The organism is Streptomyces sp. NPDC044002 (assembly GCF_056434525.1).
Genome location: NZ_JBWKEZ010000003.1, coordinates 199,181 through 224,882, shown reverse-complemented (window position 1 = coordinate 224,882; position 25,702 = coordinate 199,181). Strand labels below are relative to the sequence as shown.

Sequence of the window (25,702 nt, the reverse complement as noted above, 5' to 3'; positions counted from 1 at the left end):
CCTAAGCCTTGTGATGGGTCGTCAATCGCCTTGAGCAGGACTTTCCTTGCCGAGGGCGGCGGCGCGGGCCAGCAGCAGGTCCCGTTCGCGGGCGTTGCGGGTGAGGGCGGCCGCCTTCTCGAACTCGGTGCGGGCCTCGGGGCCGCGCCCGAGCCGCTCCAGCAGGTCCCCCCGTACGCTGGGCAGCAGGTGGTAGGAGCGCAGGGCTGGCTCCCGGGCGAGGGCGTCGACGAGCGGCAGGGCCGCCGCGGGGCCTTCGGCCATGGAGACGGCGACCGCCCGGTTCAGCTCGACCACCGGGGAGGGCAGCTGCCGGGCGAGCCTTCCGTAGAGGGCGGCGATGGTCCGCCAGTCGGTGTCCTCGTAGCGCACGGCGGCCGCGTGGCAGCCGGCGATGGCGGCCTGGAGGGCGTAGGGGCCGCTGCCGGCCCGGTGCAGGGATGCGACGCCGCGCCGGATGAGCAGGCGGTTCCACCGGGCCCGGTTCTGGTCGGCGAGGAGGACGGGCTCGCCGTCGGGGCCGGTGCGGGCGGCCGTGCGGGAGGCCTGGAACTCCAACAGCGCGGCGAGTCCGTGGACCTCGGGCTCGTCGGGCATCAGGGCGGCCAGGACGCGGGCCAGGCGCAGGCCGTCCTCGCAGAGGGCGGGGCGCAGCAGGTCGTCGCCGGCGGTGGCCGAGTAGCCCTCGTTGAAGACGAGGTAGATGACCTCCAGCACGGAGGCCAGGCGCTGTGCGCGGTCGGCTCCGCGGGGTACCTCGAAGGGGACCCCGGCCTTGGCGAGCGTCCGCTTGGCCCGGACGACGCGCTGGGCGACGGTGGGTTCGGAGGTGAGGAAGGCGCGGGCGATCTCCTGGGTGGTGAGTCCGGCCACCAGGCGCAGGGTGAGGGCGATGCGCGCGTCGGTGCCGAGCACCGGGTGGCAGGCGGTGAAGACCAGGCGCAGCAGGTCGTCGTCGATGTCGTCGGGTTCGGCGGGTTCGGGCGGCGGCGGTACGTCCTCCAGGGTGCGGCCGACCTCGGCGAGCTTGCGCGCGTAGGTCTCCTTGCGGCGGACGAGGTCGACGGCCCGGTGCCTGGCGGTGGCCATGAGCCAGGCGGCGGGCCGGTCGGGGATCCCGTCGCGCGGCCACTGTTCGAGGGCGGCGACCAGGGCGTCCTGTGCGATCTCCTCGGCGATCCCGACGTCCCGCACGATGCGGGTGACGCCGGCGATGATCCGCGCGGACTCGATCCTGAACACCGTCTCGACCGCCCGGGCCGCGCTCACCGCCGTCACGGCCACCCATCAGAGCAGCCGTGGCGGGGTGTGGCAAACGCGGCGCCCGGCGCGGGCCGCGGCGGCCGGGTCACATCTCCTGTACTTCGCGGACCTCGGCGCCGACGGTCCATTCCGCCGGGTGGGTCTCCAGGAACCGCCGGGTCCATTCCAGGGCCTCGGCCTTGTCCTTGCACTGGAGGAAGGCGTATCCGCCGACGACTTCCTTGGTCTCGGTGAAGGGGCCGTCGGTGAAGCTGGTCCTCCCTCCCGACCAGGTGACGCGGGTGCCTTCGGAGGTGGGGAGCAGTCCGGCGGTGTCGAGCATCACGCCGGCCTTGGTGATCTCCTCCATCAGGGCGCCCATGCGCTCCTCGAAGTCGGCGGGGAAGGGGGTGTCGGGGGTCAGGTTCTGCTCGTCGATGCGGATCAGCGTCAGGAAGCGCGGCATGGTGGCTCCTCGGTCGTGAGGGCGGGGGCCTTTCCCCCGCCTCTCACCTGTGTGTCGAACGGGGGTCGCCCGGATCGACAGCTCTCCGGAGAATTCTTCGGAGATCGCGCGGAACCGGCCACCGGGCGCGCCGCCGCCGCATCCGGTCGGGCCCCGGCCGCCGAAGAGAGGGGCAGAGCCCCCGGTCACACGTCGGCGGTCCGGGGGCTCGCCGGCCGCCGTCTCCGGGCGGAGGCGGCGGCCTTCCCCGCGCGCAGACGGCCTTCCGCCGCGCAGACGACCTTCGGCCGCGCGGACACCCCCTAGCGGCTGTCCCCGGCCCAGTCCCAGCGGCCCGGGTCCGCGTCCCGCCGGCGGTAGTGGGCGCGGCCGCCCGCCCCGTAGCGGCCTATCTCGGTCGGCAGCCGTGCCTCTTCGGCCAGCCGGTCGGCGCTCCAGCCGGTGACGTCGAGGAGGAGCCCGTCGAGGGGGCCGCCCACGAGCTCGCCGTACGCGTGGCCGGGGCGCGGGCCCGGGTCGGGGTCTTCGTGGTCGGCGCCGTAGACACGGCGGCGCGGCATCCTGTGGTCCATGGGCCCAGCTTCACAGCCGCCACTGACAGCGGGCCCGCGTGATCCGTCCGGGGCCTGCGCGGGAGGGTGTCCGCGCGGCACCCCATAGGCTGGCGGGCCACGCCGCATGCGAACCGAGGAGCACCGCCCATGGCCAGTCGGGTACACCGGCCCCTGGAGGACCAGGAATTCGACTTCATCACCGGGATGGTGCCGGGGCCGGTCCTGGCGTACTTCACCGGCACCTGGCCCAAGGCCGTCGAGGCCTGCCGGGAGCTGGACTCCCTGGTCGCGGAGCTGGCCCTGGACCCGGAGTACGGCGCGCGGTTCACCGCCGTGCGCGCCGACATCACCCGCTGTCCCGCGACGGTGCGGCGCCACGCGGTGACGGGCGCCCCGACGGTGGTGCTGCTGCGGTCCGGCGAGGCGGTGGCGACGCACGCGGGCCCGATGGGACGGGCGGAGCTGCGGGCCTTCCTGGACGCGCACCTGTAGGCCGCGTCCGGCTCCGCGCGGCCCGGCGGGTGAACTCGGGCAGGCTGGCCGAAAGTGGCATAGGTGGGATAGGTGCCTCAGGCATGTAATGGAGTCCGGCGAGACGGAACCATCGCTTGCGAGGTGTTGCTTTCCATGTCCGAAGCCGTTGCCTTCCCCCAGGACCGAACCTGCCCCTACCACCCGCCGGCCGCCTACCGGCCACTGCGGGAGGCCCGCCCGCTCTCCCGGGTCACCCTCTTCGACGGCCGCTCCGTATGGGTGGTCACCGGCCACGCGGAGGCGCGGGCCCTGCTCTCCGACACCCGGCTGTCGACCGACCGCACCAACGCGGCCTTCCCCGCCCCCACCGCCCGGTTCAAGGGGCTGCAGAACCGGCGGACGGCCCTGCTCGGGGTGGACGACCCCGAGCACAACGCGCAGCGGCGGATGCTGATCCCGAGCTTCTCGGTCAAGCGGACGGCCGCCCTGCGCCCCCGGATCCAGGAGACCGTGGACCGGCTGATCGACGCGATGGAGGCCCGGGGACCGGGGGCCGAGCTGGTGGGCGACTTCGCGCTGCCGGTGCCGTCCATGGTGATCTGCGCCCTGCTCGGGGTCCCGTACGAGGACCACGACTTCTTCGAGGAGCAGTCGCGGCGGCTGCTGCGCGGCCCCTCGACCGCCGACGTGGAGGACGCCCTGGAGCGGCTGGACGCCTATCTGGAGGGCCTGATCCGGCGCAAGCGCACCGCGCCGGGTGACGGGCTGCTGGACGAGCTGGTCTCGACCCGGCTGGCGGCGGGCGAGACCGACGTCGAGGAGCTGGTGTCGCTGGCCGCGATCCTGCTGATCGCGGGGCACGAGACCACGGCGAACATGATCTCGCTGGGCACCTTCACCCTGCTGCGGCACCCGGAGCAGCTGGCGGAGCTGCGGTCCGACCCGTCGCTGATGCCGGAGGCGGTGGAGGAGCTGATGCGGTTCCTGTCCATCGCGGACGGGATGCTGCGGGTGGCCACGCGGGAGATCGAGGTCGGCGGGGCGACCATCCGGCCGGACGACGGGGTGGTGTTCTCCACCTCGGTCATCAACCGCGACGAGGCGGTGTTCGCCGACCCCGACGCGCTCGACTGGCACCGGCCGGCCCGCCACCACCTGGCGTTCGGTTTCGGCATCCACCAGTGCCTGGGCCAGAACCTGGCGCGCGCCGAGATGGAGATCGCCCTCGGGACCCTGTTCGAGCGGCTGCCGGGGCTGCGCCTGGCGGCCGACCCGGACCGGATCCCGTTCAAGCCCGGCGACACCATCCAGGGCATGCTCGAACTGCCCGTGACGTGGTGAGCGGCGTGCGGATCTCCGTGGACCGGGAGGTGTGCATCGGCGCCGGACAGTGCGTGCTGACCGCGCCGCGGGTGTTCACCCAGGACGACGACGGCCTCAGCGAGGTGCTCGCGGGCCGCGAGGACGGCCACGGCAGCCCGCTGGTGCGGGAGGCCGCCCGCGCCTGCCCGGTGTCGGCGATCACCGTGCGGGACGCCCGGGAGGCCGGGGCGGGCCCGGCGGACTGAGCGGGCCCGCGGCGCGCGGGAGCCCCCGCCGGACGACCGGCGGGGGCTCCCGGCGACGGGCACCGCGAGGCGGCCGGCGCTACTGACGGACCACGTTCTCCGCCTGCGGGCCCTTGGGCCCCTGGGTGACGTCGTACGAGACCTGGTCGTTCTCCTCCAGGGACTTGAAGCCCGTCCCCTGGATGGCGGAGAAGTGCACGAACACGTCGGGGCCGCCGTCGTCCTGCGAGATGAAGCCGAACCCCTTCTCCGAGTTGAACCACTTCACGGTGCCAGTTGCCATCGGTACTGATCCTTCTCAACGTTCCGCTCGGGCCGCACGCGCGCGGCCGTCTCGATACTGCCCACGCGTCACGCGCGCCACACGCCGAACGCGGCCAACCGGGGCGGGAGGCCCGGGCGGCCCGGTCAGGCGCCGCCGTCCCCGGCGGGCAGCGGGGCGGCGGACGGGCCGCCGACGGCCGGCCGGGCCGCGGAGGCGGCCGCCGCGCGGCGCGGGCCGCTCACCCGGCAGCCGAGGCAGTCGGCGTGTCCCGTGCGGGCCCCGGTGTCCCGGACCCGCCAGTCCCACTGCCCGCGCGGGCGGGGGCCGCTGGGCTTGCCCCAGCCGGCGAGGTGCAGCAGCCAGGTGACCAGTCCCGCGGCCGCGACCAGGCCGAGGCCCAGCCAGATGCCGGGGGTCCAGGCCGCGCACAGGGCGGCCCCCGCTCCGGCGGAGCCCAGCAGGGCCAGGGTGGTTCCGGTCCAGCCGGCCACGGTGTGGCCGAGGTCGACGTCGCCGTGGGCGCTCATGATTCCCCCTCTTCGGGCAGGCGGCAGTACGCTCGGAGCAGGATCATTTATCTCACGAGCTAAGTAGCTTAGATACTAAGGAGAATGTCGGTGCACGGCAAGCCCCGCCCCGCGGCCACGGCCGGGGAGGCGATCGCGCGCATGGACCAGTACGTGGCGCTCGGCCTCGTCGGCCAGCAGGAGGTGGCCCAGCTCCTCGGGATCAACGTCACCGACCTGACCTGCCTCGCCCACATCCTGGCCGCCTGCGACAAGCCCCTCTCGGCCGGCGACCTCGCCGGGCTGGTGAACCTCACCACCGGCGCCGTCACGGGCGTGCTCAACCGGCTGGAGAAGGCCGGGTACGCCCGCCGGCAGCCCGACCCCGCCGACCGCCGGCGGGTACGGGTGGTGGCCGACCCCGAGGCCGCCGCCCGGGTCATCGCCACCTACCAGCCGTTCTACGACCGGCTCGGCGCCGTGTTCGCCGAGTACACCCCCGACGAGATCGCCGTGATCGCCGACTGGTTCGGCCGGGCGGCGGTCGAGATGCGGGCCCACCTCGCCCGGGTGCGCTCCGGGGAGCTCGACCCCAGGCCCGGCCGGTGACCGGCTGGTAAAATGGCCGGGAAACTTGAGGCGCGGGGCGCTGTCGCCCGGTGCGGACGCGTACGACGAGCCGGGGCCCGTACCGAGGGGTACGGGCCCCGGCTCGTCGCCGTTCCCCCCGCTGCGGCCCCCGCCCGCCTCACTCTCCTCACGGAAGGTCCTGCATGAAGAACCCGTCAGCTCACGGGCGTTTCGGCATCAAGGCCGGGGCGAAGGCGGGCTCCAAGCCGGGAGCCAGGGGCGCCAAGGGAGCCGCGGCCGGCAAGGCCCCCCGGACCCTCGGTCCGCAGGGCGAGTTCGCCATGCCCCGGACCAGCACCCCGGCGCTGCCCCCGGTGGCCTCGTTCGACGAACTCGGCCTGCCCGCTGAGCTGGTGAGGACCATGGCCGAGCAGGAGGTGCGGGAGCCCTTCCCGATCCAGGCGGCCACCCTGCCCAACTCCCTCGCGGGACGCGACATCCTCGGCCGCGGCCGCACCGGCTCCGGCAAGACCCTCGCCTTCGGCCTGGCCCTGCTGGCCCGCACGGCCGGGCACAAGGCCGACCCCAAGCGGCCGCTCGCCCTGGTACTCGTACCGACGCGCGAGCTGGCGCAGCAGGTGACCGAGGCGCTGACCCCGTACGCGCAGGCGCTGAAGCTGCGCATGGCCACCGTCGTCGGCGGGCTCTCCATCGGCCGCCAGACCAGCGCGCTGCGCACCGGCGCCGAGGTCGTGGTCGCCACCCCCGGCCGTCTGAGCGACCTGGTCGGACGGCGTGACGTGCATCTGGAGCGGGTGCGGATCACGGTGCTGGACGAGGCCGACCAGATGTGCGACATGGGCTTCATGCCGCAGGTGACGGAGATCCTGGACCAGGTGCACCACGACGGGCAGCGGATGCTGTTCTCGGCCACCCTGGACCGCAACGTCGACCAGCTGGTGCGCCAGTACCTGAAGGACCCGGTCTCGCACTCCGTGGACCCGCAGTCGGCGTCCGTCGGCACGATGGACCACCACGTGCTGCACATCCACGCGGCGGACAAGGTGTCGGCGGCGACGGAGATCGCGGCCCGCGAGGGCCGGGTGATCATGTTCCTGGACACCAAGCACGGCGTGGACCAGTTCGTGAAGCACCTGCGGGCCATGGGCGTACGGGCGGAGGGGCTGCACAGCGGCAAGTCCCAGCCGCAGCGCACCAAGACCCTCGGCCAGTTCAAGGACGGCCTGCTCACGGTCCTGGTCGCGACCAACGTCGCCGCCCGCGGCATCCACATCGACGACCTCGACCTGGTGGTCAACGTGGACCCGCCGGCCGACAGCAAGGACTACCTGCACCGGGGCGGCCGCACCGCCCGGGCCGGCGAGTCCGGCAAGGTGGTCACCCTGGTCACCCCGGGCCAGCGGCGCGACATGGTGCGCCTGATGGCCGATGCCCGGATCCGGCCCACCATCACGCAGGTGCGCTCCGGCGAGGCGGCGCTGAGCCGGATCACCGGCGCGAGGAAGCCCTCCGGGGTCCCGCTGTCCGGGGCCCTGCCGACCGACGCGAAGGGCCGCCCGAGCGGCACGGAGCTCGGTTTCCGGGGCCTCGGCACCCGCCCGGGCCGGACGGGCCGGGGCAAGGAGTCCCGCAAGACGATCGAGGCGCGCCAGGCCGCCGAGGCGCGGCGCGCGGCCCGGGTCCGCAAGGGCCTCTGAGGCACCGGGCCGGGGTGTCCGGCGGGGTTCCCGCCGGACACCGGGTCACGGCCCGGGTCACGGCCCGGGTCAGGCCCGGGCGCGCCGCCGCCGGGCCACTATGGCGCGGGTGACCACCGGCGGGAGCAGGTCCTTGGCCAGCCTGCGCCAGCGCACGCCCGGCCGGGGCGCGGGCTTGGGGGCGGGACGGGCCGGGGCGGGCTCGGGAGCCGGGGGGTGCAGCAGCTTCGGGGCGGGCGGCGCCGAGACGCCCTCGTCGCCGATGCGCACCAGCGGCTTGCCGTGGATGACGTCCACGCCGTGCCACAGGTCGTTGCGGCCCTCCAGCCAGGTGCGCAGCGCCTCCTGCCAGGGCGCCGGGTCGCCCCAGGTCGCGTACAGCTTCGAGGCGGACACGGCGATCGGGTGCAGCCCTTCGGTGGCCACGGCGGCCCAGACGGCGGCGGCGACGCCGGGGCAGTGGGCGGAGCGGTAGTCGTCGAAGACCACCACGGCGTCGGGGGTGGCGACGGTCCGCGAGGAGGCTATGTCCTGGACGACGTGCTCGTGGAGGTGGGAGGCGTCGACGTGGACGAAGCGGCAGCTCTCGGCGCGCACCTTGTCGGCCACGACGGAGGTCGGGGCCTGGATGACCGTCGGCAGCGCCTCGTGGAAGGCCAGGTAGTTCGTCTCGAACCCGCGGCGGGTGAGGGTGGGGTACGAGCCCTGCACCTCCTCGACGTTGGAGTCGTCGGGGGCCGGCGAGTCGAACAGGTCGCAGACCGTGAACGCCTCCCCCTCGCGGAGGTATCCGGCGAGGAAGATCGCACTCTTGCCCATGAAGGCGCCCAGTTCCAGGATGTCGCCCGCCGCCGGCGCGGCCTCGTTCTGGCGGGTCAGGAACCAGTCGAAGAGGACCTGGTCATACGCCGAGAACCAGCCCTCCACCTCGCTGAACGACTTGGGCGCGGGCGGCGCGGGCGGTTCGGGCGACCCGGCGTCGGGGGTGCTGACGGGGGCCTGCGAAACGTGCGACACAGAGAGTCATCCTCCAGCGGAACGGCATCGGTCCAACTCTGAATACCCGGCAGGGTACGCAGACCCTAAACCCCCGAACAGGGTTATGGCGAGAACTCGTTGCCGTGATCATTCCGGTTAGGATGTGGCGCGCCGGTCCAGCCTCCTGGCCGCGGCGTTGCGTACGCTCCGGGTGCGCCCGGAGGCGGCGAGCAGGGCCAGCGCCTCGTCCGGGGCCGGGGACTGCGCCGCGGTGCGCTGGCACCAGTCGGAGGCGGCGGCCAGTTCCGCCCGCGACCACTCCGCGCCCGCCTCGACGGCCTTCAGCAGGGTCCACTCGCGCAGCCGGCGGGCCGGGAAGGCGTGGCCGTCGAGTACGGGGTGCAGGGCGCGGGCCCAGTCCTGGAACGCGGCGCCGGGCCGCAGCCGGACCGCGCGGCGGTCCAGGTGGGTCACCACGGCGCTCTGCGCCATCACCGGGTCGCGGTCGCGCAGCACCTCGGCCACCACCGCGGCCTCGCCAGCCACGCCGGCCGCCCCGGCGGCGGCGAGCCGGTCGAGGTGGTGGGCGTACCGCCACCGGTCGGTGGCGACGGCCTGCTCCGGCGGCCGGGCCGTGGCCGTCGGGCCGGCCGACGGCGCGCGGCGTATCTGGTGTCCTGGGCTACCCATGGCACCTATTCCACACGACCGCCCCGCGCCGGCCCGGGGCGGGGGTGGGGTGGGGTCAGTGGGTCAGCTCGGTGCCGGTCTGCTCGAAGTAGAAGGACTTGATGAAGCAGTCGCGGGGCTGCCCGATGGCGAAGAAGACGCAGTCCACCAGGGACTGGGCGGTCAGCGGGTCCTGCGCGGTGCGCGGGGCGTTCTCCCAGGCGGGCGACAGCGGATCGTGGTTGGCGAAGTCCGGGGGGTAGAGGGAGATCACGCGGACGCCCTGGCCGCGCAGCCGGCGGGAGAGGCTCTCGGTGAAGCCGGCCTGGGCGCTCTTGGCCGCGTAGAAGGCGTCGTGCGCGTCGGAGCGGTGGTTCCCGGCCTCGCCGCAGCCGGAGACCATGGTCACGATGTCCGGCTTCGCGGACTTCAGCAGCAGCGGGAGGAAGGCCTTGGTCACCAGGACGGTGCCGGTGGCCCCGGAGGCGAGGGTGTCGACGACGTCCGCGTCGGAGGCGGAGAGCAGGTCCGTGCCGTGCTGGTAGCGGGAGCCGTTGTTGACCAGGACGTCGACGTGGTCCGCGCGCGCGGCGACGGCCTCGGCGAAGGCCCGTACGGAGGCCGGGTCGGTGAGGTCGCAGGCGTGGGCGTGGATCCGGGCGGCGTCGTGGCCCTGGGCGATGATCTCCTCGCGGACCCGCTGGGCGGCCTCCTGCGTGCGGGCGGAGAGGTGGACCTCGGCGCCCCGTGCGGCGAAGCTGAGGGCGAGCGTCCGCCCGAAGTCGCGCCCGGCCGCGGTGATGACGACGCGGTGGTGTTCAAGTGTCATGCCTGTGACGCCTCCTGGTTGTGTGGTCGATACACACGAACCCGCCCGTCGATCAAGAAATTCCGGTCGGCGGACCCCGCCGGGGACCGGCCGTGGCTCGGCCGTGGCTCGGCCGTGGCTCGGCCGGGGACCGGCCGGCGGGCCCCCGGCCAGGCGTGGCGGGGCCGTCCCCGCCGCCCTATCCTGAAAAAGGATCTCCGCGCCCGCGGGCCGCCGCCCCCTTCCCGTGACCTCCCGCCACGGCGTACGGGCGCCGGACGCCGATGCCGCGTCCCACCGGCCCCGCGGGTGACCGTCCGCGATCTCCGTCGTGAGGGGGACCGGTCCCCATGGATCTCAGCACCGTCACCGAAGTCGTCCGCCGCCCCTCCGGAAAGCCCGGCCGGGAGTGGCGCGAAGGCGACGCCTGGCTCGCCGGAGGCACCTGGCTGTACTCGGCGGAGCAGCCGCACCTGCGGCGCCTGATCGACCTGACGGCCCTGCCCTGGGAGCACCTCGTCCCCCATGACGCGGGCCTGGAGATCGGAGCGACCTGCACCGTCCGCGACCTGTACGCCTTCCGGCCGCCGCCCGAGTGGACCGCGGCGGCACTGATCCCGGCGGCCTGCGAGGCCTTCCTGTCCTCCTTCAAGGTCTGGAACGCCGCCACCGTCGGCGGCAACATCTGCATGTCCCTCCCGGCCGGCCCGATGATCACGCTCACGGTCGCCCTGGAGGCCCGGTACGAGCTGTGGGCCGCCGACGGCTCGGTGCGCACCGTCGACGCCCTCGACTTCGTGACCGGGAACAACCGCAACGTCCTCGCCCCCGGGGAGCTGCTGCGCCGGGTCGACGTCCCGGCGCACGCCCTCGGCAAGCGCGCCGCGCACCGCCGCTTCAGCCTGACCCGGCTGGGCCGCTCGACGGTGTTCCTGATCGGTACGCACGCCCCCGGGACGGACAACCTGCTGCTCACCGTGACCGCCGGCACCACCCGGCCGGTGCGGTTCGCCTTCGACCACATGCCCGACGCCCCGACCCTGCGGCAGAGCGTCGACGCCATCCCCGCCGACGTCTGGTTCGCCGACCCCAACGGGACGCCGGACCACCGCCGGCACCTGACACGGCACTTCGCCGAAGAGATCCGGCGCGAACTCCTCACCGGGGGCCCGGCATGACCTACCTCGTCAACGGCAGGGACTTCGAGCAGGAGCCGGCTCCCGGCCAGTGCCTGCGCACCTTCCTGCGCTCCCTCGGCCACTTCGGCGTGAAGAAGGGCTGCGACGCCGGTGACTGCGGGGCCTGCACGGTCTGGCTGGACGGCGTCCCCGTGCACAGCTGCATCACCCCGGCCTTCCGCGCGGAGGGCCGTGCGGTGACCACCGTCGAGGGGCTCGGTTCACCGGGCGACCTGCACCCGGTGCAGCGGCGGTTCCGCGACGCCCCGGGCTTCCAGTGCGGCTTCTGCACCGCCGGGATGATCATGACCTCGGCCGCCTTCACCGAGGCCCAGAAGGCCGACCTGCCCCGGGCCCTGAAGGGCAACCTGTGCCGCTGCACCGGCTACCGGGCCATCGAGGACGCGGTGAAGGGCGTCGCGCACGTGGAGACGGCCGCGCCGGGCAGGGCGGTCGGGGCGAGCGTCGGCGCCCCGGCGGCCGAGGACGTGGTGACCGGGCGCGCCGAGTTCACGATGGACACCCGCGTGGAGGGCATGCTGCACCTCAAGGTGCTGCACTCGCCGCACGCCCACGCCCGGATCGTCTCCGTCGACAGGAGCGCCGCGCTCGCGGTGCCCGGCGTGCTCCGCGTCTATTCCTGGGAGGACGTCCCCCGCAGGCGCTTCACCACCGCGATCCACACCGACCACCTCGTCGATCCGGACGACACCCGCATCCTGGACGACACCGTCCGCTTCGTCGGCCAGCGCGTGGTGGCGGTGCTGGCCGAGACGCCCGGCGCGGCGGAGGAGGGCTGCCGGAAGGTGGCCGTGGAGTACGAGGTGCTGCCCGCGGTGTTCGACCCCGAGGAGGCCATGGCCGACGGGGCGCCCCAACTGCACGTTTCGGAGGACCCGTTCGTCCGCGACAGCGCCCACAACCTGCTGCTGGAGATCCACTCGCACATCGGCGACGTCGACGCCGGGTTCGCGGCGGCCGACGTCGTCCACGAGGGCACGTACTCCTCCCCGCGCGTGCAGCACGCGCACCTGGAGACCCACGGCTCGATCGCGTGGATGGAGGACGGCCGGCTGGTCGTCCGCACCAGCTCCCAGTCCCCCTCGATCGCGAAGGTCAAGCTGGCCTACCTGTTCGCGCTCCGCCCCGACCAGCTGCGGGTGTTCTGCAAGCGCGTGGGCGGCGGGTTCGGCGGCAAGCAGGAGGTGATCTCGGAGGACCTGGCCGCGCTGGCCGCGCTCGACACCGGACGTCCCGTCTGTTACGAGTTCACGCGCGAGGAGGAGTTCACCACCGCCTCGCCGCGCCACCCGATGAAGCTGACGGTCAGGCTCGGCGCGAAGGCCGACGGCACGCTGACCGCCTTCCAGGTGCGCAACATGTCCAACACCGGCGCGTACGGCAACCACGGCGGCGAGACCCTGTACGCGGGCGGCGCCGCCGTCATGATGTACCGCTGCCCCAACAAGAAGTACGACGCCTACTCCGTCTACACCAACACCGTTCCCAGCGGGGCGCTGCGCGGCTACGGGATGACCCAGCCGGCCTTCGCCGTGGAGTCGGCCATGGACGAGCTGGCGCTGGCCCTGCACATGGATCCGCTGGAGCTGCGGCGGCGCAACATCGTCCGGCCCGGAGACCCGCTCGTCGCGATGCACGACGGCCCCGACGACGTGATGTTCAACGAGGACGGGCTCGGCAAGTGCATCGACCTGGTGGCCGGCGCCCTGGCGCGTACGGCGGACCAGCCGCCGCCGGGCCCCGGGTGGCTCGTCGGGACGGGCGCGGCGAGCTCGCTGCACGAGACGGCGCCCCCGACCGAGCACATCTCCGAGGCCTGGATCACCCTCGGCGACGACCTCGTGTACGAACTCGCCGTCGGAACGGTCGAGTTCGGTGAGGGAACGTCCACCGCGCACGTCCAGATCGCGGCCAACCAGCTGGGCACGACTCCTTCGAGGATCCGCCTGGTGCAGTCCGACACCGACCGCACCGGGTTCGACACGGGCGCCTTCGCCAGTGCCGGCCTGTTCGTCGCGGGCAACGCGGTCCTGCGGGCGGCGAACGCGGTGCGCGACCGGATCGTGGAGTTCGCCGCCGCGCACACCGGCGTGCACGTGGTGATGTGCACGATGGAGGACGACCACGTCGTCTGCGGTGACGACCGGGTCCCGCTGGCCGAGCTCGTCGCCCTGGCCCGAGCGCGCGGCATCCGGTTCACCGCGGCCCGCAAGGCGTACGGATCGCCGCGCAGCGTCACCTCCAATACGCAGGGGTTCCGCATCGCCGTGCACCCGGTGACCGGCGAGATCCGGATCCTCTACAGCGTGCAGGCGGCCGACGCCGGGGTGCTGATCAACCCCGAGCAGGTCCGGGGCCAGGTCGATGGCGGCGTCACGATGGGGATCGGGTTCGCACTGACCGAGAACTTCATGGTCGACGCGGCCGGCGCCATGGCCAACCCGAACCTGCGCAACTACCGCATCCCCACCTACGCCGACGCCCCGCGCACCGAGGTGCTCTTCGTGAGCTCGGCGGACTCGGTCGGGGCCATGCACTCGAAGGGGATGGCCGAGTGCTGCATCAACCCGGTGGCCCCGGCCCTGGCGAACGCGCTGCGCGACGCCACCGGAATCCGCTTCCGCGATCTGCCCCTGACCCCGGAGCGGATCTACAGCCGGCTGGGTGAGAGCAGTCCGGCGTCGACGGGCCCGAGACGATGAGCACCGGCGCACCGGCGGACGCCTCGGCCACGGTGATCATCAGCCGGAAGGTGCTGCCCGGGAAGGAGCGGCAGTACGAGGAGTGGCAGAACGGGGTCAACACCGCGGCGGCGGACTACCCCGGGTACCTCGGTGCCGAGGTCTCCCCGCCGACGCCGCTCCAGCCCGACTGGGTGGTCGTCTACCGGTTCGACTCGATCGCCCACCTCCAGGCGTGGATGAACGGGGCCACCCGGCAGCGGCTCCTGGACGTCGGGGAGAAGTACTTCGACGGCCCGGCGACCCAGCAGGTCATCAGCGGCGGCTCGCAGCCGACGGACCCGCTGGTGACCGTCGTGGTCACCCACCGCGTCCCCCCGGACCAGGTCGACGACTTCCTCGCCTGGCAGCGCCGCATGAGCCACGAGGAGAGCAGGTTCGAGGGCTACCGGGGCAGTGAGGTCTTCCGGCCGGTCGAGGGCCTCCAGGAGGAATGGACCACCCTGTACCGCTACGACAACGCCGAGCACCTGGACGCCTGGCTGACCTCGGCGAAGCGGCAGGAGGTGCTGGCCGAGGGCCGGAGGTTCAACGAGTTCAAGCTGCGCACCATCGACAACTCCTTCGGCAGCTGGTTCGCCTTCGCGGAGAACGGCGGTCAGGCCCCGCCGCCCTCCGAGACCAAGACCGCCGTCGCCGTCTGGGTCGGCCTGTACCCGACCGTGGTGCTGCTGACGCTGGCCCTGCACCCGCTGGGGATGCCGCTCTGGCTCGGACTGCTGGTGGGCAATCTCCTGTCGAGCTTCATCATGAGCTTCTTCACCATGCCCCGGTACGTGAACCCGCTGCTCAGGCGGTGGCTGCGGCCGGCCGCGGACGAGTCCCCGGCCCGGACCAACCTGATCGGCGCCGGGACCGTCGTGGCGGTGATGGTGTTCTGGGTGATCGTGTTCTACCTCGTGACCACGCAGTTCTGGTCACTGCCCTGAAGCGGGGCCCGGCCCCGGCTCGGGCAGCGGCGCGCCGGTCTCCAGCAGGGTCTTGATGCTGGAGACGAGCATCGGCCAGGCGCCGGAGCACATCCCGATGAGGGTGCCGCCCGGGGTGAACCCCTCGTGGCGGACGGTGAGCCGGGCGAGGGTGTCCCCGACCGGCTCGATCTCGTACGTCACCCTCGTGCGCGGCTCGCCCGCCAGCTCGGCCCGCAGCTCCTCGGTGATCCCGGCGGAGGCCGCCCACTGGGGGCTGAAGGTGTGCCAGGTGTAGGAGAGCCGGCGGTCCGGGACGCAGTCGAGCACCACCTGCTCGGGATCACGGGTGCGGGCCCCGCGCTCGACCCAGTCCATCGTGGAGCCCACCGCCCAGTCCGTCTCGAAGGTCAGGCCCCAGTAGCGGCGGGTGTACGCCGGGTCGGTGAGGGCCTGCCAGACCCGCGCGGGGTCGGCCTGGATGTACACGGTGTAGTCGATCACGCTGTCGGTCATGGCCCCATGCTGCGGGACCGGCCGCCGCGCGTGCGGCATTGGCGGGCCGGGCGTGGGCCGGCCCGTGCCGTCACCAGCGCAGCCCCTCCTCGGGGAGTTCCACCGGCGGGGTGCGCAGCGGGGCGGGCAGCCCGAGCTGGGCGCGGGCCGCGTGCACCGCGGCGAGCTCGTCCCGCCCGGCCGGGCCCCAGTCGCTGAGCTCCCGCACCTGTTCGGGGGTGGCCAGCAGCCGGGCGTACGCGGGGTCCGCGGCCGGGGACACCGAGGTGAGCCGGGCCGCCGTACGGGCCAGGGCGCCCCGGTCGGCGTACCGGTAGCCGATCGGCAGCGCCGGGGCGGCGGGCTCGGCCCGGGGCCCGGGCAGGTGCGCGGAGCCGGTGGCGCGGGCCACGAGCAGCAGCACCCGCCCGTCGGGGGCGAAGAGCCAGCCGCACCGGTCCCGTACGGGCAGGTGGGCGGGGACGGGGCCGGGGTGCCAGGTGCCGTGCTGGGGGGTACGCCGGCTGCGCAGGACTCCGAGGCGGTCCAGGGCGGTGGGGGTGGTGGGGCGGCCGTCCTCCAGCAGGGCGGGGCCGGATCCGTTGATCCGGGCGCGGAGGGCGGACAGGGCGCGGCGGGCGTCGCCCGGCTCCATCAGGGCGGGCAGGTCGGCGGGCTCGGCGAAGTCGATGCCGGTGATCTCCTGGGCGGGCAGGCGGACGGACCGGATGCGCTCGGGGGTCCAGGTGCCGCCGTCGTAGACGTGCAGGATCTCGCCGGGGAAGCGCATCTCGGGCGGGATCCCGGGCACGTCGGCGGGGATCCAGTCGACGGCCAGCCCGCGCGGGTAGTGGCCGTCGACGCCGAGCTCCTCGCGCATCTCGCGGGCCGCGGCCGCCGCGGGCGCCTCCCCGGCGTCCACGGCGCCGCCGGGGAGCAGCCGGTCGGGGCGGTAGTCGACGGTCTGGACGAGGACCCGCCCGTCGGGGTCGGTGACGAGGACGGTCGCTCCGGTCCAGAGGGCGGCGCGCGAGGCCCCGTACTCCGCCGGGGTCATCCAGGTGCCCGCACGTCCGGGGTCGTCGGTCAGCTGCGGCATCGGTACTCCGTTCACCGTGGGTGGACCAGCCGCCTGTGCAACAGCGGGCCGGGCCGCCGGGTTACGGCGGTTCCCCCGGCCCACGGGGGTGGTCCTTTACCTGCGCCATACCTGCTTACCGGCGCGTTATGTCGATCTTGCTACGGTCCGTCCTGCGGACCGGTGGTGTGAAAGCGGCTGGTCCGACCACGTACGCTCACCCGTCCGTGTGAGCGGGCGCGACCGGCGGCGCCCGGTTGCGGCAGGGTGGGCGGATGCCGCCCTGCCGGACCCTGCCGCCGTCCCTTTCCCTGCTGCTCGCCGTGCTGATGACGGCCACCGGGTGCGTGACCGTCCGGGCGCCGGACCGGCCGCCCGGGCCCTCGCCTGAACGGACCGTGTGGGCACCCCCGCAGCCGGTGGTGGAGGGCCTGCCGCTGGGGCCCGCCCCGGACCCGGTGGAGGTGCCCGCGCCGCCCGTCGGGGCGGCCGCCCCCGAAGCACCGGCCGAAGCACAGCCGGCGCCGCCGGCCGGCGCCCCGCGCCGGACCGGGCCGCGGTCCGACGACCGCCCGCCCCGCCGTGCCGCCCCCGGCCGGCCCGCCCGGCCGGCGCACCGCACCCCCGCCCCCAAGCCCCGCAAGCGGCAGCCCGCACGCCCCGCACCGCGGCCCGCGCCGCAGCAGCCGTACGACATGAGCCGGCTGTGCGAGGCCGCCCACGGGGTGGTGGACCCGGCGATCGTGGCCATGTGCCGGTAGGCAAATCGGTTGGATGCGCCGGCTCCGGATACCTAGAGTGACCTGGCCCCCCGTCACCCGATCCGGAGCCCGCCATGCGTACGCACTACCCCCGCACGGCACACCTGCCGTGGTCCCCCGGCGCCACGCCGGACGACGTGCGCGCCGGGGGCACGTCGGCGCTGGCCGGGCGCGAGGTGGTCGTCACCGAGAAGCTCGACGGGGAGAACACCACCCTGTACGCGGACGGGCTGCACGCCCGCTCCCTCGACTCCGCCCACCACCCCTCCCGCGCCTGGGTCAAGGGCCTCCAGGGCCGCATCGGCGCGCAGATACCACCGGGTTGGCGGGTGTGCGGCGAAAACCTCTACGCCCGCCACTCCCTCGCCTACGGGGAACTCGACAGCTGGTTCTACGGGTTCTCCGTGTGGGACGGCGACCACTGCCTCGACTGGGACCGCACGCTGCGCTTCCTCGGCCGGCTCGGCGTCCCCGCCCCGCGCGTCCTGTGGCGCGGGGTCTACGACGAGCGGGCGCTGCGCAGGCTGCGCGTCGACACCACCCGCCAGGAGGGCTACGTCGTACGGACGACGGCCGGCTTCGACCGCGCCGACTTCGGCCGGTACGTGGCCAAGTGGGTGCGGGGCGGGCACGTGCAGACCGACACGCACTGGATGTACGCGCCCGTCGTCCCCAACGGGCTCGGCCCGGCCGCTCCGCTGTGGGCGGTCCGCTCCGGCTCCGAGCCGGACCCGGCCGGGCTGCTCGCCGCCCTCGGCGTGCCGCAGCCGGCCGACGCGGTCGCGGAGCGGGCCGTCGCCGAGGTCACCGCCCGGCTCGACGGCGCCGGCCGCACCGGCGAGGCCCGGCTGGCCGGCGTACTGGCCGCCGCCCTGCACCGGGAGCCCCGGGCCGCCCTCGGGGCGCGGCTCGCGGCAGGACCGCTCGGGATGCGGACGGCCCGCCGCGTGGCCGACCTGGTCGGGCTGTACCCGGCGGTGCGGCGGCCGTTCCCGGAGGAGGAGCGGCGGGCCGGGCTGGTGCGGATGGCGGAGGCCGCCGACCTCGGGGTGCTGCACGCACTGGCCGCGGGGCTCCCGGCGACGGCCGGGGAGCTGGAGTGCGCCGAATGGTCCGCGCTGTGCGCCGAGGAAGCCGGACTGCTCGGCCCCGACCCGCTCGGCGGGCTGCGGGCCGGCCTGCGCGAGGCCCTCGGCGGGCTGGACGCGGACGCCGCCGACCGCTGCTGGGCCGAGGCCCGCGAGGCGTTCGGGCGGGGCTCGCTCGCCACGGCCGAGGAGGCGGTGGCCGCCACCTGGCGCTGGCGGGACGGGTCGGCGTACCCGCGCCTGGTGCAGCTGTGCGGGCCCTCGGGCAGCGGGAAGAGCACCTACGCGCGGAGCCTGCCCGGGGTGGACGCGTACATCGCCCTGGACGACCTGCGCGAGGCCCGCGGCTCCCGCGCCGACCAGCGGTCCAATCCGGAGGTGCTGCGCGAGGGCCTGGAGCGGCTGGACCGGGCCCTGGCCGCCGGGGGCACGGTGGTGTGGGACGCCACCTCCCTCACCGAACAGCAGCGCGGCCTGGCCGGAGCCGTCGCACGGCGCCGCGACGCACTGGTCACCCGGGTGGTGGCCCTGGTCGGGGAGGCGGAACTGGTGCGGCGCAACGCCGTACGGCCGCACCCCGTGCCCGAGGCCGTACTGACGGCGCAGCTGCGGCGGTTCAGCCCGCCGTACCCCGGCCGGGCGCACCGCACCCGGTACGTCGGCGCGGCCGGCACGATCGAGGACACGACGGGCTCCCTCCGGGACGCCGACGAGGGGGACGACATCTGATGCGCACCAGTGAGCAGCTCTACCACCAGGTCCGCTGGGACCCCCGGTTCGACCCGGCCAGGTTCACCCTCGGCCTGCTCCAGCGCGGGGCCGCGCCCAAGCGGATACCGCTGCCCTCCTTCGTGCCCGGGGGCGACATCCCCTGGCACCGGGTGCTGTTCGTGGAGGCGGACGGGGAACTGGTCTGGGACCGGGCCACCGGTGTGGACCGGATCGACGCCACGCTCGCCGGGCGGGTGCGGGAACAGCGCCTGCTCGGCGCCCCGTTCTTCACCGCCCGCACCCCGCACGCCTGGGACCCGGCGGCGGGCGGCTGGCGGCCCGTGCAGGCCCGGCCGGCCGCGCACCCTCCGGCGAGCGTGCGGCTGCTGACCTGGAACACCCTGTGGGACCGGTACGACGCCCCGCGCATCGCCACCGCCCGGCGCAGGCCGATGCTGCTGGCGGACCTGGCGGTGGCCGACGCCGACGTGATCGCCCTCCAGGAGGTCGAACCGGCGCTGCTGGCCCTGCTGCTGGCCGAGCCGTGGGTCCGGGAGGGGTACTCCCTGGGCACCGATCCGCGCGGTACGGACGTGGCGGACAACGGGCTGCTGGTGCTGAGCCGGCTGCCGGTGCGGGAGGCGGGGCTGCACGCGCTGCGCCCGCACAAGGCGGTCACCGCCGTCACCGTGGACACCGCCGGCGGCCCGCTGGTCGTCGCCGCGACCCACCTGACCAGCGACCACACCGAGGACGGGGCCGCCCGGCGGGAGTGGGAACTCGCGCGCCTCGCCGAGGGGCTGGGCGGGATCGGTGCCCGGGTCGCGCTGCTCGGCGACTTCAACGACGGCCGCTCCGGGGCCGAGGGCCCGGCCGCCGCGCTGGGGCTGCGGGACGCGTGGACCGAGGCGCACGGACCCGGGGACGACACCCCGACCTTCGACCCGGGGGTCAACCCGCTGGCGGCGGTGGGCTCGCTGACGGGGCGGGCCGCCCGGCTGGACCGGATCCTGCTGGGCCCCTCGGACGGCGTCCGGGTGCGTTCGGCGGGGCTGCGGGGTGACGCGCCGGGGCCGGACGGGCTGTTCGTCTCCGACCACTTCGGGGTGGAGGCCACCGTGGCGTACGCGGCGCCCGGCGCGGCGGAGGAGCCGGGGGCCGCGCGGTGCGGCGCGGCGGCGACGGCCCGGACGGCCGTGGCGTGGCTGGCGCCGCACGACCCGGTCGTCGGGGAGCTGCGCCGGGCCCACGACCCGCAGGCGGACCGCTGGCCGGCGCACGTGAACCTGCTGTCCGGCTTCGTGCCGGAGTCCTCCTTCGGGGAGGCGCTGCCCCTGCTGGCGGAGGCCGCGGCGGGCACCGGGCCGTTCACCGCCCGGCTGGAGGGGGTGCACTCCTTCGGGCACCGGGACGACGCCACGCTCTGGCTGGACCCGGCGGCGGGCCCCGACGGCGACGCGCCGTGGCAGGAGCTGCGGCGCGCCCTGGCCGACCGGTTCCCGGGCTGCCGGGGCCGCGCGGAGGGCTTCACCCCGCACCTGACGCTGGGCCGCAGTACCGATCCGCGGCGGGCGGAGCGGGAGTTCGCCGAGCGCCTCGGGCGGGGCGGGCGCACGGCCCGGGTCGGGGAGCTGGCGGTGCTGTCGCGGCGCGGGGACGGGCCGATGCGGGTGCGGGCGGTGGTGGAGCTTGGCACCGGTGCGGTGCGGCTGCCCCGGCCCGAGGCCCCGGCGGCGCCCGTCGAAGCGCCGGGTGCCGCCGAGGAGGTGGCCGCGCGGATCGCGGCGGCGCTGCCCGAGGGCCTGGTGCGGACGGCGGGCTCGCGGCGCATGGGCTGCGCGCTGCCGGGCGCCGATCTGGACCTGGTGGCCGTGCTGCCCGGGCCGGCGGACGCCGCCGGGGTGCGGGCGCGGGTGGCGGCCGCGCTGCCGGGGGCGCGGCGGCTGCGGGAGGTGACGGGGGCCCGGGTGCCGGGGCTGCGGCTGCATGCGTCCGGGCTGGACGTGGACCTGGTGCTGGTCGGCGCCGGGGCGCTGGACCCGGCGCTCGCGGTGGCCCGGCGGGCGGAGCTGGGCGAGGCGGCGGCGGTGGCGCTGAGCGCGCTCGACGACGCCGACGCGGTACGGGAGTCCGCGGGCGCGGAGCACGCCGCCTTCGCCGCCCTGGCGCGGGAGGTGAAGGCCTGGGCGCGGGCGCGCGGGCTGGACTCGGCGCCGTTCGGGGGGCTGCCGGGGCTGGCCTGGGCGGTGCTCGCGGCGCGGACCGTCCGGGAAGCGGTCCGGGATGCCGGGGACCTCTCCGCCGCCGGGCTGCGGCGGGAGTTCTTCGGGACCTGGGCCGCCTGGGACTGGAGCGAGCCGGTGTCCCTGCTCCCGGCGGACGGGGCGGGCCGCTCCCCGTCGCCGTCGTCTTCGCCGTCGGCTTCGCCGTTGTCGTCACCGTCGTCGCCGGATCCGGTGACGGTGCTGACGCCGCGGGCGCCGGTGCGCAGCTGCACCGCGCAGGTGGGGCCCGGGATGCGGGACCTGCTGGTCCGGGAGCTGTACCGGGCGTGGGAGGTGCTGGAGGCGGATCCGGACGGCCTCGGCCGGCTGACGGCGCCGCCGCCGCTGCACCGGCGGCACGCGGCGTGGGCGGTGGTGACCGTACGGGCCGGTGCGGCCGGGGAGTTCGAGGAGCGGCTGGGCCGGGCGCGGGGCCGGCTGCGGGCCCTGCTCGCGGGGCTCCCGGATGCCCATGCCTGGCCCCGCCCGTTCGAGCGGACCGCGACCCTGGCACGCTACGCGGTGGGCCTTGGCCCGACCCCGCCGGACGCGGCCGCCCTGTCGGCCCTGGCCGCGCCGTGGGCGGCGGGCCTACCGGGGGTGGAGGTCGCCTGGGCGGGATCGGGCGGGGTACCGGACCTCACCTGAGGGGAGGCCGCCGGGCGGCGCTCACACCTCGATGACGATCTTGCCGGCGGTGTGGCCCTCCTGGCTGAGGGCGAAGGCGGCCGCGAGTTCGGCGAGCGGGAAGGTCTCGGCGACGGTGACCTCCAGGCGGCCCTCGTCGGCGAGGCGGCCCAGGGCGGCGAGGTCCGCGGAGTCGGGACGGACCCACATCCACTGGCCGCCCGCTCCCAGGACCGTGTGGTCGGCGATCGAGGCGTGGCGTCCGCCCTCGGCGAGGACGGCGCGGGTGACGTCGAGGACGCCCCCGACGAAGTCGGCGACGACGGTGGCGCCCTCGGGGGCGAGGGCGCGGACGCGTTCCGTCAGGCCGTCCCCGTAGGCGACGGGTTCGCAGCCCAGGCCGCGCAGGCGCTCGTGGTTGCGCGGGGAGGCGGTGCCGATGACGCGGGCGCCGAGGGCGCGGGCGATCTGCACGCCGAGGGAGCCGACGCCGCCCGCCGCACCGTGGACGAGGACCGTGTCGCCGCCGCCGGTGCCGAGGCGGGTCAGCAGCTGGTAGGCGGTGAGGCCGGCCAGCGGCAGGCCCGCCGCCTGCCGCCAGTCGAGGGAGACGGGCTTGGCCGCGAGGCAGCGTACGGGGACGCTGACGAACTCGGCGAAGGTCCCGCCGTGCACCCAGTCCTTGCGGGCGTACCCCATGACCTCGTCGCCCACCGCGAACTCGGGGGCGTCGATGCCGACGCGCTCGACGGTGCCGGACACGTCCCAGCCCGGGACGACGGGGAACACGGCGTCCATGAGGCCGTCGAGCCCGCCCGACATGATCTTCCAGTCGACCGGGTTGACGGCCGCGCAGCGGACCCGGACGAGGACCTCGCCGGGGGCGACCTTGGGCACGGGCAGGCGGCTCTCGGCGAGCACCTCCGTCCCGCCGTACGTCCCGTACGCCATGGCCCGCATGGTGCCTTCGGTGTCCTGCGACATGGATGCGGCCTCTCCGTCTGCCTGCCCGAACCGGTGGAAATCGCCCCTTCTCCATCCCACCACGGGAGGCCGCCCGCACCGCCGAGCGCAACGCCGGGCGCGATGCCGGGCGCAACGCCGCCCGGTCACTCGTACTCGGTGCCGCCCTTGCGCGTCAGGTAGGCCGGGCTGACCGCCTTCGCGATGGCCCGCCCGCCGGTCACGGGGCTGTACCGCTCGGCCGCCGGCCGGATGACGACCCCCTCGCGCAGGTGCAGGTCCCGCCCGGAGACCGTCTCCCGGCCGCTCGCCAGCTCCAGGACCGCGTCCAGGGCGTACGGTCCCTCGAAGAGCCGGGGCACCAGCGGGAGTTCGCCGTCCCGGAGCACCTCCTGCGGGTCCAGCCAGCGCACCTGGCCGTCGATCTCCGCGGACACGTCGAAGACGGCGTACCCGGGCGGCGCGTCGGCCGTCGCGGCCGGGACCCCGTACGCCAGGTCCTGCACCCCGGCCCCGTATACCTCGCCGAAGACGCCGATGCGGCTCGCGCCCAGCCGTTCGGCCAGCCGGGCCGCCACCTCCGCCACGCCGTGGCCGCGCACCGCGCGCCAGTAGACGTTGCGCCCGTCCTCCTTGAGGGCCAGCCCCTTGGCGCCGACCCCCTTGGAGGAGACCAGGACGCGCCCCTCCCCGGCCACGTAGGTCAGCAGGCAGGCCGTGCCGTGGAGCTTCTCCGTCAGGACGACGGGCTCCCCCTCCTCGAAGATCCGCGGGTAGCGCTGGAGGTTCTCGATGTCCACCCACGGCAGCAGGTCGGGGGCCGGCTCGACGTCCCCGGCCATCGTCGTGGGGACGGGCGGGGACCACTTCACGATGCCCAGCGCCTCCGCGAAGTCGGTTCCCTCCTTCGCGGCGAGGGCCAGGTCCACGCCGGCCAGGGCGCGGGGCCGGCAGACCAGGCCCTGCGAGAGCTCCCCGCGCAGCCGGACCGCCTTGACCCGGTCCTTGGAGCTTCCGGCCAGCCGGCCCGTCAGTCCCAGCTCCTCGATCAAGGCGGCCGGGAGCACCGCCTGTTCGGGTATGTAGAGCGCCAGATCACCGGTGCGGTAGGCGCCCTTCGCGACGACGGCGCGGTAGAGGCCCACCTGGGCCAGCTCCAGCGCGTCGGCATCGGGGTGGTCGTGGACGGTCAGCTCTTCGACGGTGACACGCAGCGTGGACATCGGCGCCTCCTGGGACACGGGACGGACTCGGACTTCCCGGCCACTCTCGGCGTCGGCATTTCCGCTGGTCCAGCGGATTTCGGGGTGTTAGCCTGCGCCGCGCGAGCGGCATCCGCCGTTCCCCGTACGGAGGTTCACATGTCCCGTCGCCCCGTCACCGTCGTCACCGGAGGCAGCCGCGGCATCGGCGCCGCCGCCTGTGTGCGCCTCGCCGCCGAAGGGCACGACCTGGTGCTCGGCTACGCCCGCGACTCCGCGGCCGCCGAGTCCACGGCGGAGCGGGTGCGGGCGGCGGGAGCGCGGTGCGTGACCGTTCGCGGTGACACCTCGCAGGAGGACGCGGTCGAGCGGCTCTTCGACACCGCCCGGGCGGAACTCGGCCCCGTCACCGGGCTGGTGAACAACGCCGGGGTGACCGGCCCGCTGGGCCGGCTCGCCGACGCCCGGACCGAGGACCTGCGGCGGGTGGTGGAGGTGAACCTGCTGGGGTACCTGCTCTGCTGCCGGCGGGCGGCCCGGGACATGGCGGCGGCCGGCGGCGGGGCCATCGTGAACGTCTCCTCGGCGGCGGCGACGCTGGGCAGCCCCGGGGACTACGTCCACTACGCCGCGACGAAGGCGGCCGTCGACGCGCTCACCCTGGGCCTGTCCAAGGAGCTGGGGCCGGACCGCATCCGCGTCAACGGGGTCGCGCCGGGGATCATCGAGACCGGCATGCACGCGGCGATGGGCGATCCCGACCGGCCCGCGAAGGCGGCCGCGGGGATCCCGCTGGGGCGTCCCGGGCAGCCGGAGGAGGTCGCCGGGGCCATCGCCTGGCTGCTGTCCGAGGACGCCTCGTACACGACGGGGGCCGTGCTGCGGGTCTCCGGCGGGCGGTGACCCGTCCCGGCCCCAGAAGTCCCGGAGCGGCCCCGGCCCGGGCTCCGGGGCGGGCTCCGGCCCAGGGTCCGGCCGGGGGCGGGCTCCAGCCCAGGCTCCGGCCCGGGGCGGGCTCCAGCCCAGGCTCCGGCCCGGGCCGGACTCCGGGCCGGACTCCAACCCGGGGCGGGCTCCGCCCCAGGCTCCGGGCCGTCCCCGGCCCGGGCCCGCTGCGGGCTCAGCCGAAGGCGGCCTGGGTGGCCGGGCCGTAGACGCCGCTCGGGTCGCCCTTGATGTCCCGGTCCCGCTGGAGCTGCGCGACGCCGCGCTTGGTCTGCCCGTCGTAGACCCCGGTCACCTTGACGTACGTGAACCCCTGCCCGTACAGCCGCTCCTGGAGGGCCCTGACCTCGGGCCCCTTGTCCCCCGGGCGCAGCGTCCCGGAGGAGTCCGGCTGCTTCCCGCCCTTGCCCGAGGCCGTCGGGGAGCCTGTCGCCGGCTTCGCCGAGGACGGGGGCGCGGAGGGGGACCGGGTGGCGGAGCCAGACGGCTTCGCGGTGGCCGCCTGGTTGCGGATCTCGGCGTCACCGGCACCCGGGCTGCGGGCCGGCAGCGCGGGCAGGTTCAGGTCGGGGCGGGCCGAGGCGGACGGGGACTCCGGTTCGGGCCCGCTCAGCAGGAACACCAGAGCGCCCGCCCCGGCCAGCGCCACCAGCGCGAGGGCGGCCGGCGCGAGCGGGCTCCGGCGCCGCGCGGGCGCGTGCCGGGGATCCGCGGCCGCGGGGTCGGCCGGGGGCGCGGACGGGACGCGCGGCAGCGGCTGCGTCGTCTCCTCCAGGGACTCCGGCAGCGACGGCCAGTCGGGGTACGCCGGGCCGTGGGGGTCCTCGGTCACGGCGACGTAGGGCCGTACGAGGTGGCGGTCGTCGGGCTCGGGCCCGTTCTCATCAGGGTGTGGGGACACG

Annotated in this window: 25 protein-coding genes; 12 read left to right on the top strand and 13 right to left on the bottom strand. The window is 75.3% G+C overall.

Translation table 11 applies throughout. The annotated features are described in order from the left end of the window. Nucleotides 1-21: 21 nt before the first annotated feature. The 3 genes from AC07A6_RS04120 to AC07A6_RS04110 all read right to left on the bottom strand — a co-directional run bounded on the left by AC07A6_RS04120 (nt 22) and on the right by AC07A6_RS04110 (nt 2,280). Entirely contained in the window at nt 22-1,269 is a 1,248-nt protein-coding gene (locus AC07A6_RS04120; protein WP_478776018.1) for an RNA polymerase sigma factor, read from the bottom strand. Nucleotides 1,270-1,348: 79 nt separating this feature from the next. Continuing rightward, nucleotides 1,349-1,708 (bottom strand): YciI family protein, encoded by a 360-nt coding sequence (locus AC07A6_RS04115; RefSeq protein WP_362467834.1) that lies wholly within the window; start codon nt 1,706-1,708, stop codon nt 1,349-1,351. A 302-nt stretch (nt 1,709-2,010) separates the two neighbouring features. Further along, complete coding sequence (locus AC07A6_RS04110) at nt 2,011-2,280, bottom strand: hypothetical protein (RefSeq protein WP_478775983.1); 270 nt, start codon at nt 2,278-2,280, stop codon at nt 2,011-2,013. 129 nt (nt 2,281-2,409) lie between these two features. On the opposite strand from AC07A6_RS04110, the gene AC07A6_RS04105 reads away from it, so the two are divergent. From AC07A6_RS04105 to AC07A6_RS04095, 3 genes are all read left to right on the top strand, one after another. Next, nucleotides 2,410-2,754 carry a thioredoxin family protein gene (locus AC07A6_RS04105; protein WP_478775982.1) on the top strand — a complete coding sequence of 115 codons (345 nt, stop codon included), beginning with the start codon at nt 2,410-2,412 and terminating at the stop codon, nt 2,752-2,754. 135 nt (nt 2,755-2,889) lie between these two features. Next, on the top strand, nt 2,890-4,077 hold the full coding sequence (locus AC07A6_RS04100) for a cytochrome P450 (RefSeq protein ID WP_478775981.1): 1,188 nt from the start codon (nt 2,890-2,892) through the stop codon (nt 4,075-4,077). A 5-nt stretch (nt 4,078-4,082) separates the two neighbouring features. Continuing rightward, the gene (locus AC07A6_RS04095; RefSeq protein ID WP_478775980.1) at nt 4,083-4,304 is read left to right on the top strand and encodes a ferredoxin; all 222 of its coding nucleotides are present in this window, start codon (nt 4,083-4,085) and stop codon (nt 4,302-4,304) included. Nucleotides 4,305-4,383: 79 nt separating this feature from the next. Here AC07A6_RS04095 and AC07A6_RS04090 read toward each other — a convergent pair whose 3' ends face one another. Both AC07A6_RS04090 and AC07A6_RS04085 read right to left on the bottom strand, forming a co-directional pair. Further along, complete coding sequence (locus AC07A6_RS04090) at nt 4,384-4,587, bottom strand: cold-shock protein (RefSeq protein WP_125598495.1); 204 nt, start codon at nt 4,585-4,587, stop codon at nt 4,384-4,386. Nucleotides 4,588-4,712: 125 nt separating this feature from the next. Next, nucleotides 4,713-5,096, bottom strand: a complete 384-nt coding sequence (locus tag AC07A6_RS04085) for an HGxxPAAW family protein (RefSeq protein ID WP_478775979.1) — start codon at nt 5,094-5,096, stop codon at nt 4,713-4,715. Nucleotides 5,097-5,186: 90 nt separating this feature from the next. Here AC07A6_RS04085 and AC07A6_RS04080 point away from each other — a divergent pair, with 90 nt between their 5' ends. After that, a complete protein-coding gene (locus tag AC07A6_RS04080; RefSeq protein ID WP_362467821.1) occupies nt 5,187-5,684 on the top strand; it encodes a MarR family transcriptional regulator in 498 nt (165 codons plus the stop codon). Between the two features lie 164 nt (nt 5,685-5,848). Further along, nucleotides 5,849-7,363 carry a DEAD/DEAH box helicase gene (locus tag AC07A6_RS04075; RefSeq protein ID WP_478775978.1) on the top strand — a complete coding sequence of 505 codons (1,515 nt, stop codon included), beginning with the start codon at nt 5,849-5,851 and terminating at the stop codon, nt 7,361-7,363. A gap of 69 nt (nt 7,364-7,432) precedes the next feature. Here the strand turns inward: AC07A6_RS04075 and AC07A6_RS04070 are convergent, their stop codons facing one another. The 3 genes from AC07A6_RS04070 to AC07A6_RS04060 all read right to left on the bottom strand — a co-directional run bounded on the left by AC07A6_RS04070 (nt 7,433) and on the right by AC07A6_RS04060 (nt 9,839). Beyond that, nucleotides 7,433-8,290 carry a class I SAM-dependent methyltransferase gene (locus tag AC07A6_RS04070; protein WP_478776017.1) on the bottom strand — a complete coding sequence of 286 codons (858 nt, stop codon included), beginning with the start codon at nt 8,288-8,290 and terminating at the stop codon, nt 7,433-7,435. Between the two features lie 207 nt (nt 8,291-8,497). Beyond that, entirely contained in the window at nt 8,498-9,031 is a 534-nt protein-coding gene (locus AC07A6_RS04065) for a hypothetical protein (RefSeq protein WP_478775977.1), read from the bottom strand. Nucleotides 9,032-9,086: 55 nt separating this feature from the next. After that, the gene (locus AC07A6_RS04060; protein WP_478775976.1) at nt 9,087-9,839 is read right to left on the bottom strand and encodes an SDR family oxidoreductase; all 753 of its coding nucleotides are present in this window, start codon (nt 9,837-9,839) and stop codon (nt 9,087-9,089) included. 329 nt (nt 9,840-10,168) lie between these two features. Here AC07A6_RS04060 and AC07A6_RS04055 point away from each other — a divergent pair, with 329 nt between their 5' ends. The 3 genes from AC07A6_RS04055 to AC07A6_RS04045 are packed head-to-tail and all read left to right on the top strand — an operon-like array spanning nt 10,169 to nt 14,687. Further along, nucleotides 10,169-10,996, top strand: coding sequence for an FAD binding domain-containing protein (locus AC07A6_RS04055; RefSeq protein ID WP_386275063.1), 828 nt, complete (start codon nt 10,169-10,171; stop codon nt 10,994-10,996). After that, nucleotides 10,993-13,719 carry a molybdopterin-dependent oxidoreductase gene (locus tag AC07A6_RS04050; RefSeq protein WP_478775975.1) on the top strand — a complete coding sequence of 909 codons (2,727 nt, stop codon included), beginning with the start codon at nt 10,993-10,995 and terminating at the stop codon, nt 13,717-13,719. The genes AC07A6_RS04055 and AC07A6_RS04050 overlap by 4 nt, the downstream gene beginning before the upstream one ends. Next, complete coding sequence (locus AC07A6_RS04045) at nt 13,716-14,687, top strand: antibiotic biosynthesis monooxygenase (RefSeq protein WP_362467811.1); 972 nt, start codon at nt 13,716-13,718, stop codon at nt 14,685-14,687. The genes AC07A6_RS04050 and AC07A6_RS04045 overlap by 4 nt, the downstream gene beginning before the upstream one ends. On the opposite strand, the gene AC07A6_RS04040 is transcribed toward AC07A6_RS04045, so the two are convergent. Together AC07A6_RS04040 and AC07A6_RS04035 are read right to left on the bottom strand one after the other, a co-directional pair. After that, nucleotides 14,676-15,182, bottom strand: coding sequence for an SRPBCC family protein (locus AC07A6_RS04040; RefSeq protein ID WP_362467809.1), 507 nt, complete (start codon nt 15,180-15,182; stop codon nt 14,676-14,678). The genes AC07A6_RS04045 and AC07A6_RS04040 overlap by 12 nt on opposite strands. Before the next feature lie 70 nt (nt 15,183-15,252). After that, the gene (locus AC07A6_RS04035; RefSeq protein WP_362467807.1) at nt 15,253-16,260 is read right to left on the bottom strand and encodes an NUDIX domain-containing protein; all 1,008 of its coding nucleotides are present in this window, start codon (nt 16,258-16,260) and stop codon (nt 15,253-15,255) included. A gap of 254 nt (nt 16,261-16,514) precedes the next feature. Here AC07A6_RS04035 and AC07A6_RS04030 point away from each other — a divergent pair, with 254 nt between their 5' ends. The 3 genes from AC07A6_RS04030 (at nt 16,515) to AC07A6_RS04020 (ending at nt 21,711) form a co-directional block, all read left to right on the top strand. Then, entirely contained in the window at nt 16,515-17,000 is a 486-nt protein-coding gene (locus AC07A6_RS04030) for a hypothetical protein (protein ID WP_478775974.1), read from the top strand. A gap of 74 nt (nt 17,001-17,074) precedes the next feature. Further along, on the top strand, nt 17,075-18,817 hold the full coding sequence (locus tag AC07A6_RS04025; RefSeq protein ID WP_478775973.1) for an RNA ligase family protein: 1,743 nt from the start codon (nt 17,075-17,077) through the stop codon (nt 18,815-18,817). Then, nucleotides 18,817-21,711, top strand: coding sequence for a poly(A) polymerase (locus tag AC07A6_RS04020; protein ID WP_478775972.1), 2,895 nt, complete (start codon nt 18,817-18,819; stop codon nt 21,709-21,711). Before AC07A6_RS04025 ends, AC07A6_RS04020 begins: the two co-directional genes overlap by 1 nt. A gap of 21 nt (nt 21,712-21,732) precedes the next feature. Here AC07A6_RS04020 and AC07A6_RS04015 read toward each other — a convergent pair whose 3' ends face one another. Continuing rightward, a complete protein-coding gene (locus AC07A6_RS04015; protein WP_478776016.1) occupies nt 21,733-22,650 on the bottom strand; it encodes an NADP-dependent oxidoreductase in 918 nt (305 codons plus the stop codon). Between the two features lie 149 nt (nt 22,651-22,799). Next, nucleotides 22,800-23,876, bottom strand: a complete 1,077-nt coding sequence (locus AC07A6_RS04010; RefSeq protein WP_386273572.1) for an RNA ligase (ATP) — start codon at nt 23,874-23,876, stop codon at nt 22,800-22,802. Nucleotides 23,877-24,014: 138 nt separating this feature from the next. On the opposite strand from AC07A6_RS04010, the gene AC07A6_RS04005 reads away from it, so the two are divergent. Further along, a complete protein-coding gene (locus AC07A6_RS04005) occupies nt 24,015-24,758 on the top strand; it encodes an SDR family NAD(P)-dependent oxidoreductase (RefSeq protein WP_386273570.1) in 744 nt (247 codons plus the stop codon). Nucleotides 24,759-24,975: 217 nt separating this feature from the next. Here AC07A6_RS04005 and AC07A6_RS04000 read toward each other — a convergent pair whose 3' ends face one another. Then, nucleotides 24,976-25,701 carry a peptidoglycan-binding domain-containing protein gene (locus AC07A6_RS04000; RefSeq protein WP_478775971.1) on the bottom strand — a complete coding sequence of 242 codons (726 nt, stop codon included), beginning with the start codon at nt 25,699-25,701 and terminating at the stop codon, nt 24,976-24,978. Between the last annotated feature and the right edge of the window lies 1 nt (nt 25,702).

Bases quoted from the DNA above. Each gene is read 5' to 3' on its own strand.
- AC07A6_RS04115 (WP_362467834.1), bottom strand. From the start codon at position 1,708: ATGCCGCGCTTCCTGACGCTGATCCGCATCGACGAGCAGAACCTGACC.
- AC07A6_RS04110 (WP_478775983.1), bottom strand. From the start codon at position 2,280: ATGGACCACAGGATGCCGCGCCGCCGTGTCTACGGCGCCGACCACGAA.
- AC07A6_RS04105 (WP_478775982.1), top strand. From the start codon at position 2,410: ATGGCCAGTCGGGTACACCGGCCCCTGGAGGACCAGGAATTCGACTTC.
- AC07A6_RS04100 (WP_478775981.1), top strand. From the start codon at position 2,890: ATGTCCGAAGCCGTTGCCTTCCCCCAGGACCGAACCTGCCCCTACCAC.
- AC07A6_RS04090 (WP_125598495.1), bottom strand. From the start codon at position 4,587: ATGGCAACTGGCACCGTGAAGTGGTTCAACTCGGAGAAGGGGTTCGGC.
- AC07A6_RS04085 (WP_478775979.1), bottom strand. From the start codon at position 5,096: ATGAGCGCCCACGGCGACGTCGACCTCGGCCACACCGTGGCCGGCTGG.
- AC07A6_RS04075 (WP_478775978.1), top strand. From the start codon at position 5,849: ATGAAGAACCCGTCAGCTCACGGGCGTTTCGGCATCAAGGCCGGGGCG.
- AC07A6_RS04065 (WP_478775977.1), bottom strand. From the start codon at position 9,031: ATGGGTAGCCCAGGACACCAGATACGCCGCGCGCCGTCGGCCGGCCCG.
- AC07A6_RS04060 (WP_478775976.1), bottom strand. From the start codon at position 9,839: ATGACACTTGAACACCACCGCGTCGTCATCACCGCGGCCGGGCGCGAC.
- AC07A6_RS04055 (WP_386275063.1), top strand. From the start codon at position 10,169: ATGGATCTCAGCACCGTCACCGAAGTCGTCCGCCGCCCCTCCGGAAAG.
- AC07A6_RS04050 (WP_478775975.1), top strand. From the start codon at position 10,993: ATGACCTACCTCGTCAACGGCAGGGACTTCGAGCAGGAGCCGGCTCCC.
- AC07A6_RS04045 (WP_362467811.1), top strand. From the start codon at position 13,716: ATGAGCACCGGCGCACCGGCGGACGCCTCGGCCACGGTGATCATCAGC.
- AC07A6_RS04040 (WP_362467809.1), bottom strand. From the start codon at position 15,182: ATGACCGACAGCGTGATCGACTACACCGTGTACATCCAGGCCGACCCC.
- AC07A6_RS04035 (WP_362467807.1), bottom strand. From the start codon at position 16,260: ATGCCGCAGCTGACCGACGACCCCGGACGTGCGGGCACCTGGATGACC.
- AC07A6_RS04030 (WP_478775974.1), top strand. From the start codon at position 16,515: ATGCCGCCCTGCCGGACCCTGCCGCCGTCCCTTTCCCTGCTGCTCGCC.
- AC07A6_RS04025 (WP_478775973.1), top strand. From the start codon at position 17,075: ATGCGTACGCACTACCCCCGCACGGCACACCTGCCGTGGTCCCCCGGC.
- AC07A6_RS04020 (WP_478775972.1), top strand. From the start codon at position 18,817: ATGCGCACCAGTGAGCAGCTCTACCACCAGGTCCGCTGGGACCCCCGG.
- AC07A6_RS04015 (WP_478776016.1), bottom strand. From the start codon at position 22,650: ATGCGGGCCATGGCGTACGGGACGTACGGCGGGACGGAGGTGCTCGCC.
- AC07A6_RS04010 (WP_386273572.1), bottom strand. From the start codon at position 23,876: ATGTCCACGCTGCGTGTCACCGTCGAAGAGCTGACCGTCCACGACCAC.
- AC07A6_RS04005 (WP_386273570.1), top strand. From the start codon at position 24,015: ATGTCCCGTCGCCCCGTCACCGTCGTCACCGGAGGCAGCCGCGGCATC.